General features: G+C 53.0%; 20 protein-coding genes. 1 reads left to right on the top strand and 19 read right to left on the bottom strand.

Annotation, left to right across the window (positions count from 1 at the left end; all coding sequences use genetic code 11):
• Nucleotides 1-316: 316 nt before the first annotated feature.
• The 5 genes from FJU30_RS17300 to FJU30_RS17280 all read right to left on the bottom strand — a co-directional run bounded on the left by FJU30_RS17300 (nucleotide 317) and on the right by FJU30_RS17280 (nucleotide 4,687).
• A complete protein-coding gene (locus FJU30_RS17300; RefSeq protein WP_150436228.1) occupies nucleotides 317-799 on the bottom strand; it encodes an Hcp family type VI secretion system effector in 483 nt (160 codons plus the stop codon).
• An 885-nt stretch (nucleotides 800-1,684) separates the two neighbouring features.
• Nucleotides 1,685-2,167 carry an Hcp family type VI secretion system effector gene (locus tag FJU30_RS17295; protein ID WP_150436227.1) on the bottom strand — a complete coding sequence of 161 codons (483 nt, stop codon included), beginning with the start codon at nucleotides 2,165-2,167 and terminating at the stop codon, nucleotides 1,685-1,687.
• 551 nt (nucleotides 2,168-2,718) lie between these two features.
• Nucleotides 2,719-3,195, bottom strand: a complete 477-nt coding sequence (locus FJU30_RS17290) for a hypothetical protein (protein WP_150436226.1) — start codon at nucleotides 3,193-3,195, stop codon at nucleotides 2,719-2,721.
• A gap of 58 nt (nucleotides 3,196-3,253) precedes the next feature.
• Nucleotides 3,254-3,499 carry a hypothetical protein gene (locus FJU30_RS17285; protein ID WP_150436225.1) on the bottom strand — a complete coding sequence of 82 codons (246 nt, stop codon included), beginning with the start codon at nucleotides 3,497-3,499 and terminating at the stop codon, nucleotides 3,254-3,256.
• A gap of 705 nt (nucleotides 3,500-4,204) precedes the next feature.
• Nucleotides 4,205-4,687: an Hcp family type VI secretion system effector gene (locus FJU30_RS17280; protein ID WP_150436224.1), complete on the bottom strand. Its 483-nt coding sequence runs from the start codon at nucleotides 4,685-4,687 to the stop codon at nucleotides 4,205-4,207.
• A gap of 156 nt (nucleotides 4,688-4,843) precedes the next feature.
• Between FJU30_RS17280 and FJU30_RS17275 the strand changes: the two genes are divergently transcribed.
• Nucleotides 4,844-5,029, top strand: coding sequence for a hypothetical protein (locus FJU30_RS17275; protein ID WP_150436223.1), 186 nt, complete (start codon nucleotides 4,844-4,846; stop codon nucleotides 5,027-5,029).
• A 13-nt stretch (nucleotides 5,030-5,042) separates the two neighbouring features.
• Here FJU30_RS17275 and FJU30_RS17270 read toward each other — a convergent pair whose 3' ends face one another.
• The 14 genes from FJU30_RS17270 to loiP form a co-directional block, all read right to left on the bottom strand.
• A complete protein-coding gene (locus FJU30_RS17270) occupies nucleotides 5,043-5,537 on the bottom strand; it encodes a T6SS effector amidase Tae4 family protein (RefSeq protein WP_150436222.1) in 495 nt (164 codons plus the stop codon).
• A complete protein-coding gene (locus FJU30_RS17265; protein WP_150436221.1) occupies nucleotides 5,534-5,965 on the bottom strand; it encodes a Rap1a/Tai family immunity protein in 432 nt (143 codons plus the stop codon). Before FJU30_RS17265 ends, FJU30_RS17270 begins: the two co-directional genes overlap by 4 nt.
• Nucleotides 5,966-6,024: 59 nt before the next feature.
• Nucleotides 6,025-6,456 carry a Rap1a/Tai family immunity protein gene (locus FJU30_RS17260; protein ID WP_150436220.1) on the bottom strand — a complete coding sequence of 144 codons (432 nt, stop codon included), beginning with the start codon at nucleotides 6,454-6,456 and terminating at the stop codon, nucleotides 6,025-6,027.
• Between the two features lie 68 nt (nucleotides 6,457-6,524).
• The gene (gene tssC / locus FJU30_RS17255; protein WP_150436219.1) at nucleotides 6,525-8,027 is read right to left on the bottom strand and encodes a type VI secretion system contractile sheath large subunit; all 1,503 of its coding nucleotides are present in this window, start codon (nucleotides 8,025-8,027) and stop codon (nucleotides 6,525-6,527) included.
• A gap of 3 nt (nucleotides 8,028-8,030) precedes the next feature.
• Nucleotides 8,031-8,570 carry a type VI secretion system contractile sheath small subunit gene (gene tssB, locus FJU30_RS17250; protein WP_150436218.1) on the bottom strand — a complete coding sequence of 180 codons (540 nt, stop codon included), beginning with the start codon at nucleotides 8,568-8,570 and terminating at the stop codon, nucleotides 8,031-8,033.
• A 59-nt stretch (nucleotides 8,571-8,629) separates the two neighbouring features.
• On the bottom strand, nucleotides 8,630-9,655 hold the full coding sequence (tssA, locus tag FJU30_RS17245) for a type VI secretion system protein TssA (RefSeq protein ID WP_150436217.1): 1,026 nt from the start codon (nucleotides 9,653-9,655) through the stop codon (nucleotides 8,630-8,632).
• A gap of 59 nt (nucleotides 9,656-9,714) precedes the next feature.
• A complete protein-coding gene (tagF, locus tag FJU30_RS17240) occupies nucleotides 9,715-10,419 on the bottom strand; it encodes a type VI secretion system-associated protein TagF (RefSeq protein ID WP_150436216.1) in 705 nt (234 codons plus the stop codon).
• A gap of 17 nt (nucleotides 10,420-10,436) precedes the next feature.
• Nucleotides 10,437-14,060 (bottom strand): type VI secretion system membrane subunit TssM, encoded by a 3,624-nt coding sequence (gene tssM, locus FJU30_RS17235; protein ID WP_150436215.1) that lies wholly within the window; start codon nucleotides 14,058-14,060, stop codon nucleotides 10,437-10,439.
• A 2-nt stretch (nucleotides 14,061-14,062) separates the two neighbouring features.
• A complete protein-coding gene (locus FJU30_RS17230; protein WP_263406734.1) occupies nucleotides 14,063-15,307 on the bottom strand; it encodes a DotU family type VI secretion system protein in 1,245 nt (414 codons plus the stop codon).
• A gap of 22 nt (nucleotides 15,308-15,329) precedes the next feature.
• On the bottom strand, nucleotides 15,330-16,673 hold the full coding sequence (gene tssK / locus FJU30_RS17225; RefSeq protein ID WP_150436213.1) for a type VI secretion system baseplate subunit TssK: 1,344 nt from the start codon (nucleotides 16,671-16,673) through the stop codon (nucleotides 15,330-15,332).
• A 28-nt stretch (nucleotides 16,674-16,701) separates the two neighbouring features.
• Entirely contained in the window at nucleotides 16,702-17,208 is a 507-nt protein-coding gene (gene tssJ, locus FJU30_RS17220) for a type VI secretion system lipoprotein TssJ (RefSeq protein ID WP_150436212.1), read from the bottom strand.
• 21 nt (nucleotides 17,209-17,229) lie between these two features.
• Complete coding sequence (locus FJU30_RS17215) at nucleotides 17,230-17,751, bottom strand: SH3 domain-containing protein (protein WP_150436211.1); 522 nt, start codon at nucleotides 17,749-17,751, stop codon at nucleotides 17,230-17,232.
• 1,055 nt (nucleotides 17,752-18,806) lie between these two features.
• Nucleotides 18,807-19,289, bottom strand: coding sequence for an Hcp family type VI secretion system effector (locus tag FJU30_RS17210; RefSeq protein ID WP_150436210.1), 483 nt, complete (start codon nucleotides 19,287-19,289; stop codon nucleotides 18,807-18,809).
• 1,296 nt (nucleotides 19,290-20,585) lie between these two features.
• Nucleotides 20,586-21,338, bottom strand: coding sequence for a metalloprotease LoiP (loiP, locus tag FJU30_RS17205; RefSeq protein ID WP_150436209.1), 753 nt, complete (start codon nucleotides 21,336-21,338; stop codon nucleotides 20,586-20,588).
• Nucleotides 21,339-21,359 lie beyond the last annotated feature (21 nt).

The raw sequence follows: 21,359 nt of genomic DNA, 5'->3' as shown, positions 1-21,359 counted from the left end.
GCGCGTTGTCATTACGTCACGCTAAATATACGCTGTCTCTTTCTGGTTGCGGGTAGGGTGTTTTCCTAAATTACCCGCTCTTTGGGGCTGCCGCCGCGGCGTTGATGGTTGCGCCGGGACGAGGTTTACCCTTTTGCGACCTGGCGACGGGGAAGGATCCCGCTCGCCGCCTTGCGGCCCGCTGAAATCATATGGCTCGTTATCTTTGCTCGTCCGCCGCGCAGCGCGGTATGGCGCAGCGAACAAATGGCATTAAATTGTGGCGATGCCTGAGCCGTCAGCCGGCGAACTTTGCGCCGGCAGACGGGACTGGTAATCAGACTTCTTTGTTTTCTTTGATATTCCAGCCAGTGCTGCTTTCAGCGCCTTTACTGCCGGACGTCGTTTGTTCCCAATACTGCTGTTTCACTTTGGCGGCCTGGAAGGAATAGGACACGCCGAGGGTGTCTCCGTTATCCGCGCCGATATATTGTACCGAGGTGACCAACACATCTTCCAGTGTAATGCGAGCATATTCAATCTGCTGCCCGCCAGCTTTACAGACGGAAACCTCAACTTTGCCAAGATGCTTGCCGCTGGCGCAATGTTTCAGAATCGGCGTAGTCGATTTATCGATCAGCGCATCAATGTTCAGATCGTTGAAGCTGACTTTACCCGCGCCGCCGCCGCCGCCTACAGACATATTGCCCGGCTGGGAAGCGCCCCAGGAGAAGGAGATGATATCGGTCCAGCCGGTGTGGTTGGAATCTTTCGATTCGCCGCTGACGCCGTCAACCTTCATAAAAATATCAATAGACATAAAATATATTCTCTTCGTTGGTTAATGTTGCTTTATATAAAGTGCTGAGATGGCAAACAACAAAGTATGGAACGGATCAAAACATCCATATTTACCGTGGGTTCATTGTGTTCCGTATCACTTTCTGAGTTATGCGATATTGGTCTCGCCTGATGATCCTATTTTATCCGTTAGCGTTTGATTAAATAGCTTCGCGCATTGATGCTTCACTTTTGACCATGCCACAGCGCGTAACTGATGATAAGAACATTTAAATAATCATTAAACACAGTTGATTGTGATTTAATCATAATATCGTTGTCACTCAACCTGCAGGGCAGGTGTAGCGCTATTATGCGAAGCTATTTAATTGATATGCTGTTATTAGTTTTATAGCCGTGAAAATAACGGATTCACTGGCGAAGCCGCTTTATAGATAACTGCAAGTTTGAACGCTGTCGCGCTTTTATCACAAATAAGACCGACAGCGCCGGTTTTGTTACAAACCTCAGCTTCCCGGCAGCTAAAACCTACCGTTGGCATTAATGTGGTAATCTCAGGTTTATTGACCGACCAGCCGATAAAACAGACATTGTTATCATTTGCGGTAAACCCTTAACGTGGATGTGTATCCTAAATGATTCGAGTGGCAGGACAAAACGATCATGTTTATCCTGCCACTCGAATTATTTAGGGCGTAATGCATTATGTTGATTAAACACGTTATTTTATCGCTGTCGGGACTGTGTCTAATACTTTTTGGTGTTCAAGAAAATAGTCGTTCTCTTTTGCTGAATAACCAACGTTGCTGGATGGATGAACCGAACGGGCTTTAACGCCTGTAAGTCCGCAATGTGGTCAATGGGAAGAAAATACAGGCCTCCCCCGCCAGGGGAGGCCTGATTTTTATGCTTCTTTGTTTTCTTTGATATTCCAGCCGGTGCTGCTTTCAGCGCCTTTACCACCGGAAGTGGTCTGTTCCCAGTATTGCTGTTTAACTTTCGCGGCCTGGAATGCGTAAGAGACGCCAACCAGTTCACCGTTATCAGAACCGGTGTACTGAACAGATGTAACCAGCACGTCTTCCAGCGTAATGCGCGAGTATTCAACCTGAGTTCCGCCCGCTTTACACACGGACAGCTCTATTTTGGTCAGATGCTTACCGCTGGAGCAGTGTTTCAGAATCGCAGTGGTGGATTTGTCAATCAGGGCGTTAACGTGCAGGTCGTTAAAGCTGACTTTACCGGCGCCGCCGCCGCCGCCCACGGACATATTGCCCGGCTGGGACGCGCCCCAGGTAAAGGACGTAATATCAGTCCAGCCTGTGTGGTTGGAATCTTTCGATTCACCGGACACACCGTCGACTTTCAGGAACATATCAATAGCCATAATATTTACTCTTCGTTAGTGACAAATATTGCTTTCGAAAAAGCGCTTATATGGCAAACAGGAAAGCATGGGGCTGAATAAAACAGTCCATATTTTACCTCTGCCTCGCGACTGAACAATGGTAATGTCTGTTCAGTTATCTCAGCCGTCTGTCGAATGACAGACAACTAAAATTCAATTGTTTTTTATACTCGTCATACTCTACGTTGCAGGTACGTCGACTGGATTATTCGCCCCATTCATGAGGCTCGCCCTTTCAGAGCGCCGCAGGCGGCGTTCAAACCTGCTCCGCGCAGGTTTGTCCGCACCTGAATCACTTATCTGTGTAGACTCATCGGGATTTACGCTCTTGCCGCCTTCCTGCAACTCGAATTATTTAGAGAATACAAATTATCACGTTCAGCTTACCGCCTGTTCGTTCAGCGTTTTCTCCTGCCATTTGAGTATCCGGCGGCGCTCAAAAATGCACCGACTTCAATTTTGGCGCGCTGTCCGTATCCAGACTGACGACGGTAATAATCACTGACGGGACAGAATCTTAATCTTTTTATTTAATGACTAAGTCCCCAATAATTTTTCTCGTCGGCACCTTTATCTCTACATAATAACATGTGGTTTAACGTTTTGGGGCTAACGCTAAATGTCGCGCCATCAAAAATTAATCCTTGCCCCTGTGTTCCGCAGACGGTATCAGGCGACAGGTTCCATCTTTTTCGCTCTTTTTTCGACAGCGGATTGCCGGCAATAATAAATACCGCTTCTGCTTTTACATCCGGGTAGCGCTGACTCTGGGGTTTAGCCTCTTTATTGCGCAGAAAATAACAAGGCGCCGTTAATGTCAGCGGATATATTTTTTTATCCTTTGCCGATGAAATCTCCAGCCTGCACGTCTGATCTTGTTGAATCAGCGTCACATTATGCTGCTTAAACGTGAATTTATCGGTGACGGTTGGTTCCGCGTAACTCTGCTGGCTGAAAAACAGTAGTAATGTCGTGAGGACAAATATATTTTTTGTTATTAGTGTCATAATAGCTCCCGAAGCCAGATTTCTTTCCCACGGCTAAGGTAATCCGGGCTACCGTCTTTCATTGACATTCTGGCGCCATCCCAGACATCAATATGGTCAGTGGCGCTTCAGTCATCCTGGATAAAACAATGCCTTTTTGACCGGCGCAATCCGCCTGGACAACATTTTTTCTTAACCGCTTTACCCGCAAGAAACTTGTGTTTTCTCCAGTCCGTTTGCCTGGGTTCATGTTTGAGATTAATGTGAATTTTTGTACCGTAAAATCGTTGAGATTAATTCCCGATTTTTCCAGAACTATACCCATTTTTATCGCACCCCGGCTGGTAAGGTATTCAGGGTTTCAGGATAAGGATGATTATCCCATAGTTTATTGAATGACAGCACCACCGTTGTTGATTATATCATCGTCACACTTATCAGATCGCAGGCCTTTTATTACCATAAAAATATAATCAGGATATTGCAAATTAATCACCGGATTGGTGATTAGGGATTCGCCGGGAGGGGGCGTAACGGCGTTAGCCGCCGAAGCGTCCTCGCCGCGCCAGGCCCGGGAATTTCAGGCTTATCGGTGACCTTGTCAGCGATCTCAATCATATTCTGTATTCTAAAGTATTATGAATGTGATGAACGTATTGTTGCTGTTTTGGTTTTCATTACAATATAATATACCGCCATATTTTACATTGCGGATATGTCGGTTTTATTACTGACTTCTGCGGGAGTGCCTTCTTATAACCCGAGTTGTCTGGAATATATAATAAAAAATAAAAGCATTCTGCTTTAACATACATAATGACGCCGATGTTGGTACGAAACGTCGATGATGCGCAGGTTCTAAAAAATGAAAGTCATCAGAACAAATGGTACTGTTCCACCATATCATATGGCCGCCAGCATTACGCTATCCATATCCAGAGAAGGCTATGGGGCTTTTATTCTGAGAAACGGTTTGCTTGTGGTGAATGACAATAAAGTAGAGACCTCCCCGTCAGGGGAGGCCTGATGTTTACGCTTCTTTGTTTTCTTTGATGTTCCAGCCGGTGCTGCTTTCAGCGCCTTTTCCGCCGGAGGTGGTCTGTTCCCAGTACTGCTGTTTCACTTTCGCGGCCTGGAATGCGTAGGAAACGCCAACCAGTTCGCCGTTATCAGAACCGGTGTACTGAACGGAGGTTACCAGCACGTCCTCCAGCGTAATGCGCGAGTATTCAACCTGAGTTCCGCCCGCTTTGCACACGGACAGCTCTATTTTGGTCAGATGCTTACCGCTGGAGCAGTGTTTCAGAATCGCGGTGGTGGACTTGTCAATCAGGGCGTTAACGTGCAGGTCGTTGAAATTGACTTTACCGGCGCCGCCGCCGCCGCCAACGCTCATATTCCCTGGCTGTGATGCACCCCAGGAGAACGATGTGATATCAGTCCAGCCGGTGTGGTTAGAATCTTTTGATTCTCCCGTAACTCCATCGACCTTCAGGAACATATCAATAGCCATAATATTTACTCTTCGTTAGTGACAAATATTGCTTTCGAAAAAGCGCTTATATGGCAAACAGGAAAGCATGGGGCTGAATAAAACAGTCCATATTTTACCTCTGCCTCGTTGCTGTACCGCGCCATGCCGTACAGTTTTCAATTCCCTGCGCCGGGCATGAAATTGAAAATTCGTCGTCATACTTCAGGTGTCGGTGCGTTGGCCTGGTTACCTGTTCCGTCCATGCCGCTTGCGGGGCCGCCGCAAGCTCTGTTCAAAAAGGCTTTTGGCACTATTGGCCTGCAATCCGAATTATTTAGAGTATATATTGCATCGAATAATAGACGAATGTCGTTTTTATAAGATGACGACAGTTTTATTTTAGTTCCCAGAACCAGATTTCTTTGCAATACGGATAACAATCAGAATTACAAATAAAAGAATTGCTGCTTAGCGGTTCTATCATATCAATATGCCCGCCGCCATAACCCTCTATTTTATTGAAAAAAACGACACCGCGTCGTTTCAAAATAGCAAGCCCGCCCTGGTTTTTGTCGGTGTAAATCTCAGCTTTACCGAAGACGTTAGGTCTATTCAACTGATCGGCCAGCAGTTTGGCACTCATTTCAAACTTTTTGCCTTTATATTGACCACTCTTAACAGTAAAGCGACCAGAAAATGCTACATTACATTTCAGCAATGCCAGACTCATTCGCACGGCGCATGTGTTTTTATATTGTTCGCCTTGCCGCAGCAGTTCAAAATAGTCATAACCTATTTCTGAGAATAAAACATCGGCTGCAACATATCCTGCCCGTTGATTGTTTGAAGAGTAATGTTGTATTTTTAATTGGTCATATAACGGTCTCATTTATTACTCTCCGTTTTACATGGGCTCAATTCGGTCATCGCATTAACAATTAACGTGGATGCGCGCTGTTTCCCTTGTTCCGCACTGATATTTTCAAAATATGCATAGAGGTTTTCATGTATTGACGTTGGCAGAAGCCGATTATATCCGCACCAGGTTTTACCCTCAGTGGCATCAAGTACACCAGACAAATACATATCCGCTTTAATGCGTTCACGCTCGTTGTTTTTAGAAAACCAGGCGCTGGCAAAACGTTGTGCATTCATATTGACGTCAAAACCATTTAGCAATGCGGGATCGCGCAGTAAATTTAACGTTGAATCTTCAGGTAACGGCTCAGTTCGCGGATATTGATAAGTTTGCGTCTCTGCCATGACCTGCATCGAGAGACCCAGCAGACCGCCTGCAATCACCCGGTGTATATTCATCCTTATCCTTCTGTTGCAGAGAGAACGCATCATGACGCAAACGCATAATGCTGTCGGCATTATTTTTTACTATCTTTTCCGCAGGGTAGAATCTCCGCCATTGAATCCATAATAAAGGTTGCCGCACGCTGCTTTCTTTGTTCAGGATTTAATTTCGCCAGACGCGAGAAAACATATTCATGTGCTGAACCTGGCAGAATTTTTTTATATTCACACCAGCCGACCCCTTCCGTGGCGTCAAGCACGCCCAGAAAATACATATCAGCCTTGATTCGTTCGCGCTCGTTTCCTTTGTTGCTCCAGGCATGAAAAAAACGTTCCGCAGTCAGGTTAATATCATGACCGGTTAACAATGTCGGATCGCGCGGAAAAACCGATGTATCATCTTCTGGCAACGAATCTGCTCTTGGGTATTGATAAGTTTGTGTCTCTGCCGTGGCCAGCGTCGAAAGGATCAGCAGACCGCCCGCAATCACTCGGTGTATATTCATCCCTTATCCTTCTGTTGCGGAAAGAACGTTTCAGGCCGCAAACTCATAACGTTTGCGACCTGTTTTGCTTACGCCTCTTTACTTTTCAGCGACGGCAGTTTGGAAACCAGACGGAGAGAAACCGTCAGTCCTTCCAACTGATAGTGCGGGCGCAGGAAGAATTTAGCCGCATAGTAACCCGGGCTGTCTTCCAGTTCTTCCACCTGTACTTCCGCGGCGGCCAGCGGTTTGCGGGATTTGGTTTCCTGCGATGAGTTGGCCGGATCGCCATCCACGTAGTTCATGATCCAGTCGTTCAGCCAGCGCTCCATATCGTCACGCTCACGGAAAGAACCGATCTTGTCGCGCACGATGCATTTCAGGTAGTGCGCGAAACGGCAGCAGGCAAACAGATAAGGCAGACGCGCCGACAGCTGGGCGTTGGCCGAGGCGTCGGCATCGTAATACTCCGCTGGTTTTTGCAGTGACTGCGCGCCGATAAAGGCGGCGAAATCCGAATTTTTACGGTGCACCAGCGGCATAAAGCCATTTTTCGCCAGCTCGGCTTCGCGACGGTCGCTGATGGCGATTTCCGTCGGGCACTTCATGTCAACGCCGCCGTCATCGCTCGGGAAGGTGTGGCAGGGCAGGTTTTCTACCGCACCGCCGGATTCGACGCCGCGGATTGCCGTACACCAGCCGAACTCTTTGAACGAGCGGTTGATGTTGGCGGCCATCGCATAGGCGGCGTTGGTCCAGGTGTAATTATTGTGGCTGGCGCCGTCGGTGTCCTCTTCGAAATCGAAGGCGTCCACCGGATTAGTGCGAATGCCGTAAGGCAGACGGGATAAGAAGCGCGGCATTACAAGGCCCAGGTAGCGCGCATCTTCCGATTCGCGCAGACTGCGCCAGGCGGCGTATTCCGTATTCTGGAAGATTTTGGTCAGGTCGCGCGGATTGGCCAGTTCCTGCCATGATTCCATTTGCATCACGCTGGGCGAGGTGCCGGAAATGAACGGACAGTGAGACGCCGCGCCAATTTTGGCCATCTCACTCAGCAGCTCGACGTCCTGCGGGCTGTGGTCGAAATAGTAGTCGCCTACCAGGCAGCCGAAGGGCTCGCCGCCGAACTGACCGTATTCCTGTTCATAAACTTTCTTAAAGATCGGGCTCTGGTCCCAGCCGACGCCTTTGTAGCGTTTCAGCGTGCGGCCCAATTCTTTCTTGGAGATGCTCATGAAGCGGATCTTCAGCATTTCATCCGTTTCGGTATTGCTGACCAGGTAGTGCAAACCGCGCCATGCGCCTTCCAGCTGCTGAAACTCTTCGTGATGAACGATTTGATTGATCTGAGCGGAGAGCTTTTCGTCAATTTCCGCGATTAGCGCCTGAATCGTCCGGTAGGCATCGGACGATACCGTCACGCTATTTTCCAGCGCCTGCTGCGCCAGCGTTTTAACCGCATTTTCTACGGCGCTGCGCGCCTGGTCGGTTTTAGGCCGGAATTCCTTGTTCAGCAGGGCGCTGAATTCGTCGTGGGTATATTCCTGTTGTCCCTGCCGGGGTTCATGTTGTGGTGAAAGATCGCTCATTGGTTATTCCTCACGAGTCGCAGAGTCATCAGTATTTTCAGCCGGTTTAGGGGCATTGCTCAGGGATTGCAGCAGGGTCGGATTCTGCAGAATTTGTGAAATCAGCTCTTCGGCGCCGTTTTTCCCGTCCATGTAGGAAAGCAGGTTGGATAGCTGGGTGCGGGCTTCCAGCAGTTTATCCAGCGGTTCAACATTACGGGCGATAGCATCGGGAGAAAAGTCTTCCATGCTTTCAAAGGTCAGATCGATATTCAGTTTGCCTTCGCCGCTCAGCGTATTATCAACCTGGAAGGCGACGCGCGGTTTCAGCGATTTCATTCGTTCGTCGAAGTTATCGATATCAATATCCAGGAATTTGCGTTCATCGATGGCGGGCAGACCCTCAACCGGTTTGCCAACCAGGTCGGCCATGACGCCCATAACGAACGGTAACTGGATCTTGCGTTCTGCACCGTAAATTTCCACATCGTATTCAATCTGAACGCGGGGGGCGCGATTACGGGCAATGAACTTCTGTCCGCTACGTGATTTCATTGTTGGCATCGTTTTCTCCATCAAATAAATATACGGCAACGGGCACAGCGCGCAGTTGCATAATAGTGTTACTCGCCCTGAGAATCAGGACGCCCAAAGATCGTTTCGAGCTGGTTGACTCCATCGGGAGCCAGATCCCGGACGATATCCATAAAATTAAGCTTAATCAGCCGCTGTACCCGATCAATCAATAAAGGAGCAGGATGACTGGGTTCATATTGCTGAAAATACTGCTTCGTTTTTTCCAATACCAACTGCACATCGTCGCGCGACGTAATCTGCATACTCTGCCAGTTCATCACCGCAGGCGCTGACGCCGCCTGTTTTATCACCTGTTCCGATTCGTCCGGCTGCCCCTCCGGCGGTTGCGTAACCGCCAGCGGCGTCTGTGACTGACAGGCCTGAGCCAGGGCGCCGATTGTTTTCTGCAGCAGAGACATTTCCGGCAGCGCGCTTTCGCCCAGATGGCGGGTAATCGTCTCGCGCAGCGCGTTCAATGTTTGCGCAATATTCAGTATGGCATCAATTCCCGGTTGTCCACCCTGAGCGAGCTCGTCCAGCAGGCGGGTTTTGCCGCCCGGATAGCCGCTGTTCTCCTGTTTGCTGCCGTCAAGCAGAGCGCAGGCATCGCGCACGGAAATCTCGCCGCCGGCGTTTTTCAGCAGCGTCGCCTGGCGCAGGGCCAGCGTCAATGGGGATTTATCCCCCAGATCCGCCAGCACGTTAATGCGGAATAACGGATCCAGCTCGCCGTCGAATTCCAGCAGAGGGAAAATCGAGTCCCAGTAACGCTCCAGCGCCTGGTGAATCAGGCTAATACCGCTGGCATAACCGCTCAGCCCCTGCAACTGGGTCCAGGCGCGAGTCAGGGTGAGCATGACGCGCAGATCTTTAGTTCTCTCCAGCAGACTGGCGGCCAGGCGCTCCACCTGCGACCAGTCCGGCGCTTCGGCCGGGATAATGGTATCGCCGAACTGTTGTTCCTGCTTGCCGGCGGCGGCCTGCTCCATCGCCATAAAGCCGGCGTCGTATTCCAGATTTTCCCCACACGGATCTTCAATACTGACCGGCGTAAGCAACTGTTCTATTTTCATGATAAATCCCTGGTAACCTGCGCGCCGGGCCTGCTATGAAGGCCCGCCGAACTGTAATCTCAGTCAAACATGCGTGGGTAAAGGCCGCCCCGTCCCGACTGTCCGACATCCGTTGGATTAAACAACGTCGCGAACAGCTGAGCGGTGAAATTGCCGCTGTGGACGTGAGTGTATAGCGGATAACCATCGGTCTGGTTGGTCCACCAGAAACTCGCGTATTGCAGCGGAGAAAAGCAGTCGGCCGCTTGCTGCCAGTTTAGCGTACAAACATCTTTATAACCGATGACGTCGAGGATGTCGGTATGGATACCGTCGCCCGGCGGCGGCAGGGGAGGCAGCGCCAGCAGCGCGCGGTCGAGCTGCTCGGCGGAATAGCCGTTGCGCACGCCGTTAAACAGCGTTTTACCCACCGACTGATACCACTCGCCGGCCACCGCCAGTTGCTGATTGTTCCAGCTTTCGGGCGAGAACAGCCGCAGGGCGCAGATAGGGTACTGGCGTCCGACGCGATCGCTGGCTGGCAGCAGGCAACCCATTTGTACAAATTGATTGCCCAGCGTGGCCGGGATCACAAAATTCCACACCGGCGCCTTGCGAAACTGGCGCTGCGGATCGTCCTGCGATTCCGCTTTTTGCCAGTTGACCAGCCCCATGTGAAACCAGTGCGCCCAGTGATGGACCAGTGCATCGGGCAGGCGTCGCTGCAGAAAGTCGCCGGTGCTGGGCAATTTACCGTACCAGCCGAGAGTATCGAATAGACTCATGTTTTTATCCTTTCTGCTCAGGGGCAGGAGAAGCCCGGAAGACGGAACGGATTACGGATGCTGTTTGGGGTGAACTCCAGGGTAACCTGATGCCCGTCAACGCTAAAAGTAGCGACCCGGCTCATGTTGCCGCTGCCGGCGGACTGGCGGGCGCGGTCGAGAAACCGATTCAACGCCCAGGGACCGCTGGTGACCAGGCTGGAGCTGGTGCCGTTATTCAGATCCAACTGCAGCCGCACCTGATTGGTGCCGCCGCTGCCCGGCCAGCTTACGACCTGAGTGTTTTGCGGCCCATGGCTGTAACGCATGAGCTGGCCGTCCACGTCCAGCGTCATGTTCAGAATATCGGTGTCCATGCTGACAGGCCGCAGCGTGGCGCGGAACGACGGCGTGGTGGCTCCGTTGGCGAAGAAGGCATCGCGAATACTCTGCGCCTGCTGGAACGGACGCAGCAACGCCTCGCCGCCCGGCAGGCTTTTACCGTCGACGCCCGGCGTGAAGCGCCAGCTGGCGTGGGTGGTATCCACTTTACCCGACAGGTTTTCGCGGAAGAAGCTATCCATCAGCCCGCTGCCCGGGGCGAACATCCGCGCCAGATCGTCCGGCGTGACTTCCGTCCGCGCGCCGGGCGTCAGCGGGTAGCGGCCGGCGATTGCCTGGCGGCAGAAGCTGCCGACTTCGACGCTGATGCGCTTTCTCATGTTTTCCATGTCTCTGCGCTGAGTATCGCTGCTGGCGCCGACGGCGACGGTGGACAGCATATCGCGGAACGGCATGGGCAGACGACCCGCGTCGGCCTGCAGCCGGGGAATGATGTTCCCGGCGGGGGCGGGCATACCGCTGTTGGCGGCGCCCTGAACCGCGGTCAGGTAGCTGTACAGTTCATCCACCTGTTGCAGAACCTCGTCGAAGGGGATGCTCTTGCTGTTTTCCCCGGCCGGCTGGGCCAGTTCGATAATCGGCGCGAAGTGATCCGTCACCACCTGTTCCGGCGTTTGCGGCGTCGGCTGCGCGGCGTTCTGCCGATTGCTGAACAGCGTCTGCAGCGTCCGGCTGGTGTTGCTATTCAAATCCGCCGCGTTTATCGCCTTCTCTTTGCCGTCCTTCTCTTCTTCCTTCGTCAGCGTAACGTTTTTGCCGACGTTGATAATCAGCAGCCGCATCGGCGAGGTGCTGCCTGACAGCAGACGAACGTTGCTGATGCGCTGATTCAGATCGCTGGTGTTGTTAAGCTGGATATCGGCCAGCAGGCCGTCCCACTGGCGGATGTAGTCCGCCATATAAAGCAGCCGGACCGCCAGGTCCATCTCCTGCGCGTTTTGTTCCGCCGCCGGCGTATTCAGGACCCAACGATCTTCTTCGCGCAGCGTGCTGGCGACGCCGTCGATATTTTTATCGAATACCTGCCAGTAGCCGTCCGGCGTGTACAGACCCGGAATTCCGTCAGTGAGCGGTTTGCCGCTTTTACGCGAAAACGCCAGTTCGGTCTGGGGGCCGGCCAGCGACACCACGCTAACCGTGGCCAGGCGCTCATCCTGGCTCAGCAGGCGCCTGATTCGCCCATAGACGCGCTGGGGAAGCGAGGCCTTACCGATCAGCGCCTGCTGGCGCGCGATCAGTTCATCATCGCGCGCATAGGGTGAAGTTTGAATCTGATTATCCAGCAACTGCGACAGATGCCTTTCCAGTTGCCGCAGCTGATTCTGCGTGATGCTGGCGGACTGGTTTTTCTGCAGATTAAGCATCACCCACGCGCGCAGGAATTTCCCGTCGTAATGCTTGGGCTGATACAGCATCTGGTAGGCTTTCAGCGCTTCGTAGCTGAAATCGGCGTCGATGCCGTTATCGTTACGCAGGGTGGTGGCGATCTGCTGCGCAACCTGCGGCAACAGCAACTCCTTCAGCGTTTTCTGGTACAGAGAACGCGTAGCGTCCGCGATTTGATCGCCGCGATAGAGCCCCATCCGGTAAGAGAACGGCGGATCGGCGGGCGAGAAGTCCCGGCTTTCCGGCAGCGTTTGCACGGCGTTCAGATAGGGCAGGATGGTCAGCATATCGCCCGAATTAACGGTTTTAAGCGCCTGGGCCTGCTGTTCCAACTGCGGCAGACGGGTTTGCACGTCGGCCAGATAAGATTTGTTGTTATAAAAGCTGGTAAACCAGGCCAGACCGACGATCAGCAAAACGGCGGCCAGCACAATATAGCCGGTCCACTGCAGGGCGCGATTGCGGTATTCCCACCAGCGGTTGCTGCCCGCCAGACCGCTTTCCTGAAAGATGACGTTTTCCAGCAGTTCCTTCAGAAAATAGCTTTGTCCCTTGCCGGCCGGGATCGGGTTCTTTTTATCCAGCGTATCCCAGTTGCCGTTTTCCGTGCGTTCGGACAGCGTCGGCAGCTGCAGGGCGCGGTTCAGCGCGCCCATCACCCGGTCAAACGGCAACCCTTCCTGAGTGCCGCTGGTAAAGTAGACGCCGCGCGGCGAAAACTGGGTTTCGAAGCCGGATTTGGCAAATACCGTTTCCAGGTACTGAGACAACAGGGGGCGCAGGGCGGCGAACTCCTGTGGGAACAGATAGCTGTCGGCGCGCTGGATCGGGTCCTGCTCGCGGATCAGCGTTTCCGGCAGTCCATTTTCCAGACGCTGCTGCAGCGCTGTGTACTGCTGTTCGAAGCTGGCCGTCAGGTCAAAATCGGCCTGACGCGACTGCTGCCACGGGAAACCCAGCCCCCATACTTGATCGCGCTGCGCTTTATCGAGATCGGTAAAGTAGGCGCTGAAACCTTTGATCAGGTCGGCCTTCGTCACCATGACATAGACCGGGAAGTGAATGCCCAGCTGTTCATGCAGTTCCAGCAGGCGTTTGCGCAGCGCCCGCGCCTGCTGTTGCAGCGCCTCGGGCGTTTCCGTCAACAGATCGGCGATGCTGATGGTGATGATAGTCCCGTTGATGGGCTGCCGGGCGCGGTATTTCTTCAATAGTCCGACGAAACTCTGCCATTCCGCCGTGTCCTGTTCCTGCTGGCTTTCCTGCGTGGTATAGCGGCCGGCGGTATCCAGCAGCACCGCCTCGTTGGTAAACCACCAGTCGCAGTTGCGGGTGCCGCCGACGCCGCGCAGCGCCGACTTGCCGAAGCGATCGGCCAGCGGGAAATGCAGTCCGGAGTTGACCAACGCAGTGGTCTTGCCCGCGCCAGGCGCGCCGATAATTACATACCAGGGAAGCTGGTACAGATACTGGCGGTTAAAGCGGGACCACCAGGACGATTGACCGTTGCGCGCATCGCTGAACTGCGCTTTTTTCAGCAGTTGAGCGGCTTCGCTAAACCGTTCCGCCAGCAGTCCGTCGTCGTGAGACGCCGCGGAAGACTCCGTTTCATCAACGGCGGCCGATTCGCGCAGATGACTGAGCATTTTGCTGTTGCGCCAGGCCCGGTACAGATGCGGAATAACGCGGCTCAGTATCCATATAAGAGACAGAACGAGGATGGCGATCAGCCGGTTAGATTCAGACTCAAGCGGACGATAGTCGCCAATGGCGATCATCGGGCCGATAGTCCAGATCACGAAAGAAAGCGCGGTGATGCCAACAAATCCCCAGAGTAGCCGGCTGGTGATGATAGAAAGTAATGAATTCAGCATCCTTAGTATCCTTGCCGTGACGCATTGAGTTCCGTTCGGGTATTTTCTGGAGCAACCAGAAGTTTGATCTCGACCCGTCGGTTACGCGCCCGGTTTTCTGCGTTGTCATTAGGCGCCACAGGATTATTTTCTCCCAGCCCTTCGGCATGCACCCGCTCCGGCTGGTGGAGCTGTTTTTGCAACAGCGTCTGTACCGACTGAGCCCGTTCCAGCGATAGCTCATAGTTGGAGGCGAAACGCGCGCTGCGGATTGGCACATTGTCGCTGTAGCCGGTGATCATGATATTGCCGCTAATATTGTTCATCGCCTGAGCAATGCGGCCGATAACGGCGATATAGCGGTCGCGCACCGTCGTGGAGCCGGAAGCGAATAATCCATCGCCTTTGAGGATCACGACGCTGTGATCGGCCTCGTCGCGCACCGCCACCAGGCCTTCGGCGATTTCTTTATCCAGGAAACCGCGCAGGTTCAGCACCGCCGGCGCTTTAGGCGCGGCGTGCTGTATCGTGACCTGCGGCGGCGTGGTCTGATAAATCTCGGCCAGCACCGGACTGGTTTCGCCGGCCAGTCGCCAGTTTAGCCCGATATAGAGCAGACAAGCGAGGAAACCGGTCAGCGCGGCGTAAGCCCACAGCGGCACTACCGGGCGCCAACGTTTTTTCTGTACCGGCGCGTCGGTGACCAGCGGCGACAGCGGCGCGGCATAATGGCCGCGCACGGAGCGGATTAGCTGCAGCAGGCGCTGTTTCATGGTCTCCAGCTGCGTCCGACCGTTCTGAATGATGCGGTAACGCCCCTCAAAACCAAGCAGCAGGCAGAAGTTGATCAGCTCCAGCAGGACAATATGTTCGCGCGGATTCTGCGACAGCTTGGCCAGCAACTGAAAGAATTTCTCGCCGCCCCAGGTCTCGTTATGGAAGGTGACCAGCAGGCCATTGCCTGACCATACGCTGCTGCTGCCCCAGGGCGTAAGCGCGGCGGCTTCGTCCAGCGCCGTGCACAGGCAATAGCGGGCGCCGATGATGACTTCATACGGCAGCCCCGCCTGCTGGCTGCGTAATTCGAAACGACGAATTTCATCGATTAACTGCTGTCGCAACCCTGCCGGATCGGGATGCGTGGCGGAATGCCTGATCTGCGGCAGGGCGTTCAGCAACGGATTCGCGGCGGCCACCAGAGGGTTTTCTGCGTGACTGTGACTCTCTGGCTGACCGGTCTGGTAGTCTGGATGGCGTCTTTCCTGCATCATTATTGTCCTGTCACCGGATTCAGGCGGTTTGGTTGCGAATTGCCCAGAATTCCATGTTTAAACCAGGGAATTCGCCCGCCAGATGTAAGGCGAACGCGCCCGAGGTTTCCATTTGCTTCCACAATTCGCCCCCTTTCTCCAGCTCGAAATAGGTATAGCCGGCGTGCCAGGGTATTTGCCGCGGGGCGGCGGGCATCGAATGCAGCACAATGCCAGGTAACTGCAGTTGAACCAGATCTCTGATGCGGGTGACCGGCGCGATCTTCATCTGCGCCGGGAAATGGGTGTGCAGCGCGTCGCCGGGCACGTCGGCCCGCACGGCCAGCACGAAGCCAAATTCGCGCACCATCGTGGCATCGGGAACGGTGGCGATATTCAGTCCGTGCGAACGTTCGATCAGCGGGATCTGAATGGCGTTTTCTTCCATCACAATCGACAGTCCCTGACGCAGCAGCAGCATGAGTTTGCCGAAGCAATAGGCCAGATTGTCGTGCTTATAGAGGGGCAGCGCTTTATCCGGCGCGCGCGCCGGCATATAGGTGCACAGTTCGGTGGCGAACTGCAGCCAGTCGTTAAACAGGCGCTCGGGGTGAATCAGCGGCAGATTTCGTATATGGCTGACCTGGCCGATATGCTTATTGATTAACGCCAATAGCATGAAGTCGAGAATTTCCGAACTGTTGCCGCGGCCGGGCTGCTGCAGGCGCTGGCTCATTTGATAACTACGCTGATTTAACAGACCTTCCAGGTCACTGATAAAGCTGGCGATCGGCAGACTGGCGTGTGCATTGAGCATCGGCGGGATATAGTTGTTATCCAACTGGATCTCATTGTTGCTGCGTTTTTCCAGCACGCGTACGGCGCCCATGGCGACCCACTCGGCGGTCAGTTCGCTTTCCGCCATCAGACGCAGGCGGAGTTTGCCGAATTGCACGGTTGCGCTACCGACCGAGACGGCGTTGAAATCGTCTACTTCCGATTCGAAACTGATAAAACGAGCCAGCGAATCCTGCGATTCGCTAAAGATAACCGGATCCTGGCCCGAACGACGCGCGGGAAGCGCCAGCACCACGTTAACGTTGGTTTGGTTATCGGCGATTTGCAGCGGCGCCGGGGCATGGTGGGGATCGTTAATGTCGAAAGGCGTGCCGTCCGGCAGTATGCCGCTGGCCCGGCTGAGCGCGACCTTACCCTGCTGCAACAAGGATTGATCGAGCTCCAGCGTCAGAAATCCCCAGTTGAAGGAATGCTGTGATTTCCCCCAGTTTCTGACATACGCTTCTAAATAGCTTTCTGCCTGCTGAAAATGGTGAGGGCGTAAAAACATGCCCTCACTCCAGATTACCTTATCGGTTTTATTCATTATGATATTCCTGATACAGGCTCAGATCTTACTCGCTGACGGCGCGAATGCCGTTGATATCGGCAATAATTCTGGCTTTCAGTTTGTCCGGCGAATATTGCCAGACTTTATAAAAATTGGTGTCGGTCGGCGCGGGCAACGGCAGGGAAATCCGCCATTTTTTGCCGTCGAGCACACGGTACTCCGCCATAATGCCAATATAACGGGCGTCCTGGCTTCCCTGGCCCGCCACGTTTTTATCCAACTGGCCGGGCATCAGGAAGAATTGATCGACGCTAATCAGATTCGAACCCAGTACGCCTTGCGCATTATTCTGTAACGAATAGAAGTCGGCCGCCATGAAATCCGCATCTGATTTTAATACCATGACTCTGATTTTAAGCGGCGCCGCCTCGTTGATCTCCGGATGCGCGATAAACCGCAGGCTGTAATCCGACGGCACGCTGCGGGAGGACGACATACAGCCCGCCAGCAGCGTTACTGCGGCCAGTAACAGCGCCAGCCTGAACTGGCGCAGAGTAGTGATGAATTTCATGTGGCTCCAAAGCACGAAGGCTTATTCCAGCACCCAGGTCGCGCTGTTGTTGTCGCGGCAGACTTTACCATCCCCGGTGCTGACGCAGGTGGTCTTTTTCTGGGCGGCGGCGGCGTTTGTGGCGGCGGCGCGGACGCGCGGACGCGGGCGATCCTTACGCAGCGTTTCTTCATATTTTGAACTGTTGACCCCGGCTTTGGGCGGGACATAACCCAGGATCTGGTCTTTGCCGGTTTCTGCGATCGCCAGCCACTCATTCTCCACTACGCCGCGTACGGTAAAGGGCTGGCCGTTCTCCAGGTAACGTACCAGCTCGCCGTCGTAGGAGGGTTTGGTCATGACGGAAGCGGCATAAAGCGCCCGATACTGTTCATTCACCGGACTAAAAGCGGCCGGCGGCTGAATCGCATGACGGTGAGTCAGAACGCTGCCGTCGACTTCAGTGGTAATGATCGTATCATCGCTTACCGGCGGCGGCGGCGGCGTGGTACAGCCGGCGAGGGAAGAAAGTGCGAGCAGTATTAAGGCGATCCGTATTTTCACAGTAATCCTCTTCATTATTTTCAGTGGACAAAAATTAACAACTGTCAAACAGCCTTTATCCATAGGATGCATGCCATAGCCGCAGACCCGAGCGCAACAAACAGGGGATGGCGGCCAATATCATTGAATCAGGTAAAATGGGAAGACGCGTTATCACCCTTTCGGGCGCAGAGTGCTGACCGGATGGCCGGCCGAAAAAATAGCGATTTCGCTAAGGGGAAAAGCGCGTGATGTATAAACAGACCGCTCATGAAGAGATTCCTCTCGATTAATAAATTAATCAGTTCCTCATTCCGCCAGACTATTTACTATGCGCTGCGTGTTCCTTATCTCAGCAATCTGCAAACAGGGAAAACCGCCGCCTGATGTTCGTCAGTAAATTAAACAACCGTCAATCCGGGACAGCGGCAATGGTGCTCTCCGGTTCTGTTTGTGAAACATAGCTACCGCACGGGGAGATGGTCACCCCGAATGGGATACTGAAATGTCTGTGGGATTGTGCAAATTAATTGTAATGAAGATTTACAAAACCACTGGATTTTACTCAACGCAGCCAGTATTTCAATGGTGTCATCGCATTGAAGTCGTTGTGTTTTTTGTACGGTGAGTAAAAAATATTTTTTGTTATTCAACAGGTTGTGTTTTTATTTGACTTAAGATTTTCTGTGACTGATATCAAAAACTTAACATTTGAGACTATTCCTGGATCTGCGCAGGCCAAAAATAATGGCCGTGCCGGTATAAGCTGCGATTACCAGTTGTCTTCATCCCGAAGCTGTACCTGCCGCGCCGACGCGCGATGGAAGGTCGACAGCGGTTTGACCGACGGCGTGTGAGTTCAGGTAAATGTCCGGCGTACGGCGTCAACTCAAACCTGCAGGCAGGGGCGGTCGCTGATAAAGTCGCCGATAAGCCCGGGATACCCGGGCTTATCGTAGCGGGGTGCGCTCCGGCGGCCGGCGTCGCCAGAACCCGGGGTGACCCGGACTTCTGACGCCAGTTCCCTCTGGTGTTGCCGGTCACGAATTTGCCGGCCGTTCAGGCCCGTGCCGGCATCAGACTTCTTTGTTTTCCTTGATGTTCCAGCCGGTGCTGCTTTCAGCGCCTTTTCCGCCGGAAGTGGTCTGTTCCCAGTACTGCTGTTTCACTTTCGCGGCCTGGAATGCGTAGGACACGCCAACCAGTTCGCCGTTGTCCGATCCCATGTACTGCACGGAAGTCACCAGTACGTCTTCCAGCGTAATTTTGGCATACTCAACCTGCTGACCACCCGCTTTACACACGGAAAGTTCAACTTTGCCCAGATGCTTGCCGCTGGAGCAGTGTTTCAGCAGAGCCGTCGTGGATTTATCAACCAGCGCATTAACATGCAGGTCATTAAAGTTCACTTTGCCGGCGCCGCCGCCGCCGCCCACGCTCATATTGCCCGGTTGAGACGCGCCCCAGCTAAAGGAAGTGATATCGGTCCATCCCGTATGGCCGGCGTCTTTTGATTCGCCGCTTACGCCGTCAACCTTCATAAACATATCAATAGCCATAATACCTACTCTTATTGGTTAATGGGCCTGCAGATAAATCACCGCTGCTTATTCCTGTTAGTTATCGGGAATAAGTAGCCGGATTCGTATTGTGAATATTTTTTCGTTCAGTTGCTCGTTGTGAAAAAAGTCGACGCTATTTATTTTGGCTGAAAGGATTAAGCGATTGAGATCGGATCGCTGCCTGACTTCCTTTCAGCCAACATATATTGGGTCTGTTAAAGCCAATCGTCCCGTTATTCATTATTTTCTGTTTGCCGGGGATAAATATATATCCGTCATGCTGCATGCACACCGACCTGAGCCGGGAATCAGCCCTGGCTTCGACGATTCTGCACAGAGATGGACGCAATGGCTTTGTTGTGGTGACGAGGAGTAAAGGCATGTCGTGCGCTGGCGAGGGCAGGCGCGCGTACGGCGCAGCCACCGGATCCGGTATGCGGCATGTCGGCAATAACGTTGTCAAAGGGAGAAGCAAAAAAGCGGGAGCAGGCGCCAGGTGCGGGCATGCGGGCCGGCAGGGCGTTAACGTCGATATCGCTGAATCGGCTGAGCCGTTCGGCGTTGATCTTTAACCGGGGAGATGGCTGCATCTGGTTTACGGGTGAAGTAAACGGCAGCATATCTGCGGGTGGCGGAGTGTGCGCAGTCCGATTCATAAATGTCCTTTTTTTTCTCGAAGCATAGCTACCGCACGGAGCGGTAAACGCCCCGAATGGGATCCTGAAACATCCGTGATCATGTAAAAAATGCAAAAGACAGCAGGGCAGAACGATAATTTCAGTGGATTCTACCCAACGCGGCCAGTATTTCAATCATGAAATAACAGTAAAGCGGAATTATTTAGTTCGCCTGCTAATTAATTAGCGTAGTTACTGTTGATAGTATCGAAGACTCGTACCTTGATCCATATAAGGTTATGAAGTTAATGTGGTTTGAGACTATTCCTGGCGATTTTTCGCTGAATGCCCGGCGGCGGGATATTCTGGTGGCAAGATAAGAAACAATCAACAATGAGCGGCAAGAATCCTTTTTGTACAATTTGCTTTAGTTAGCGGCGGTATTGTTATTATCGGCGGAGTAATGTTTGTATTCTAATGGGGATGTTGTGTTTATGTGATTTGCAATCATCTTGTTATCAATTCAATGTTATTAAACCCGTCACGCCCTCCGACCGGCAGAAATATGGATAACATAAGGACAGCCCGGTAGAGCTGCCCCTATTATGTTATGCGCCGTCTGCGCCGTTTACCCGGCGACGGGATGGGCAGGCGGTATAACTATGACATCACGCGATTATTTGCCGGAAGTGATGCGCTGGCGGATGTGTTTAGCGCGTTCTTCTGACGGCGGATGAGAGTCGAACATGCTGCTCTGGCTTCCTGCGTCCAGTTTGGCCAGTTTTTCAAAGCTGGTGGCTAAACCTTCCGTTTTAATGCCGCGTTTCTTCAGCAGTTCGAAAGAGTAGTCATCGGCCTGCGATTCCTGAGTCTGGGAGAACTGTGCGTTAACCAGTTTTTCGCCTAAATCAGCCAGTTGAGTCTGGGAAAGCGTCGCGGCTACGCCGCCGGCGGAAGCGGCGGCGCTGCGTGCGGCCGAGGTCGCATAGGCTACCTGCATGGCTTTACGGCTATGGCCGAGCGCAACGTGACCAATTTCATGGCCGAGCACGCCAGTGACTTCGTTGTCGTTCATCATATCCATCAGGCCGCTGTAAACGCGGATGCAGCCGTTTGCCATTGCCCACGCGTTAACGTCGCTGGTCAGATAAACCTTGTAGTTAGCCGGCGTGCCGTTGATATCGTTGCCGAGCGCTTTAGCGATCTTGTTCAGGCGTTTGGTGTAAGTGCTATTGGCCGGGGCAATTTTTGCTTCTTTATCCATTGCTTCGCAGGATTGCGCGCTAAGCGTTTTGACTTGCTCGTCGCTGAGCGTGGCGGCCTGGTAAGCTTGAGTGCCGGACTGCATTAAAGCGCCGGTATCCAGAGTCTGACATCCGGCCAGCAGCGATGCGATGCTGATAGCGATTAGAGAGGTTTTGATTTTCATAACATCATTTTCCTAATGACT

It is taken from the genome of Affinibrenneria salicis, from assembly GCF_008710095.1.
Note: the sequence above shows the minus strand (reverse complement) of the source record. Positions and strands in the feature narration are given on the sequence as shown.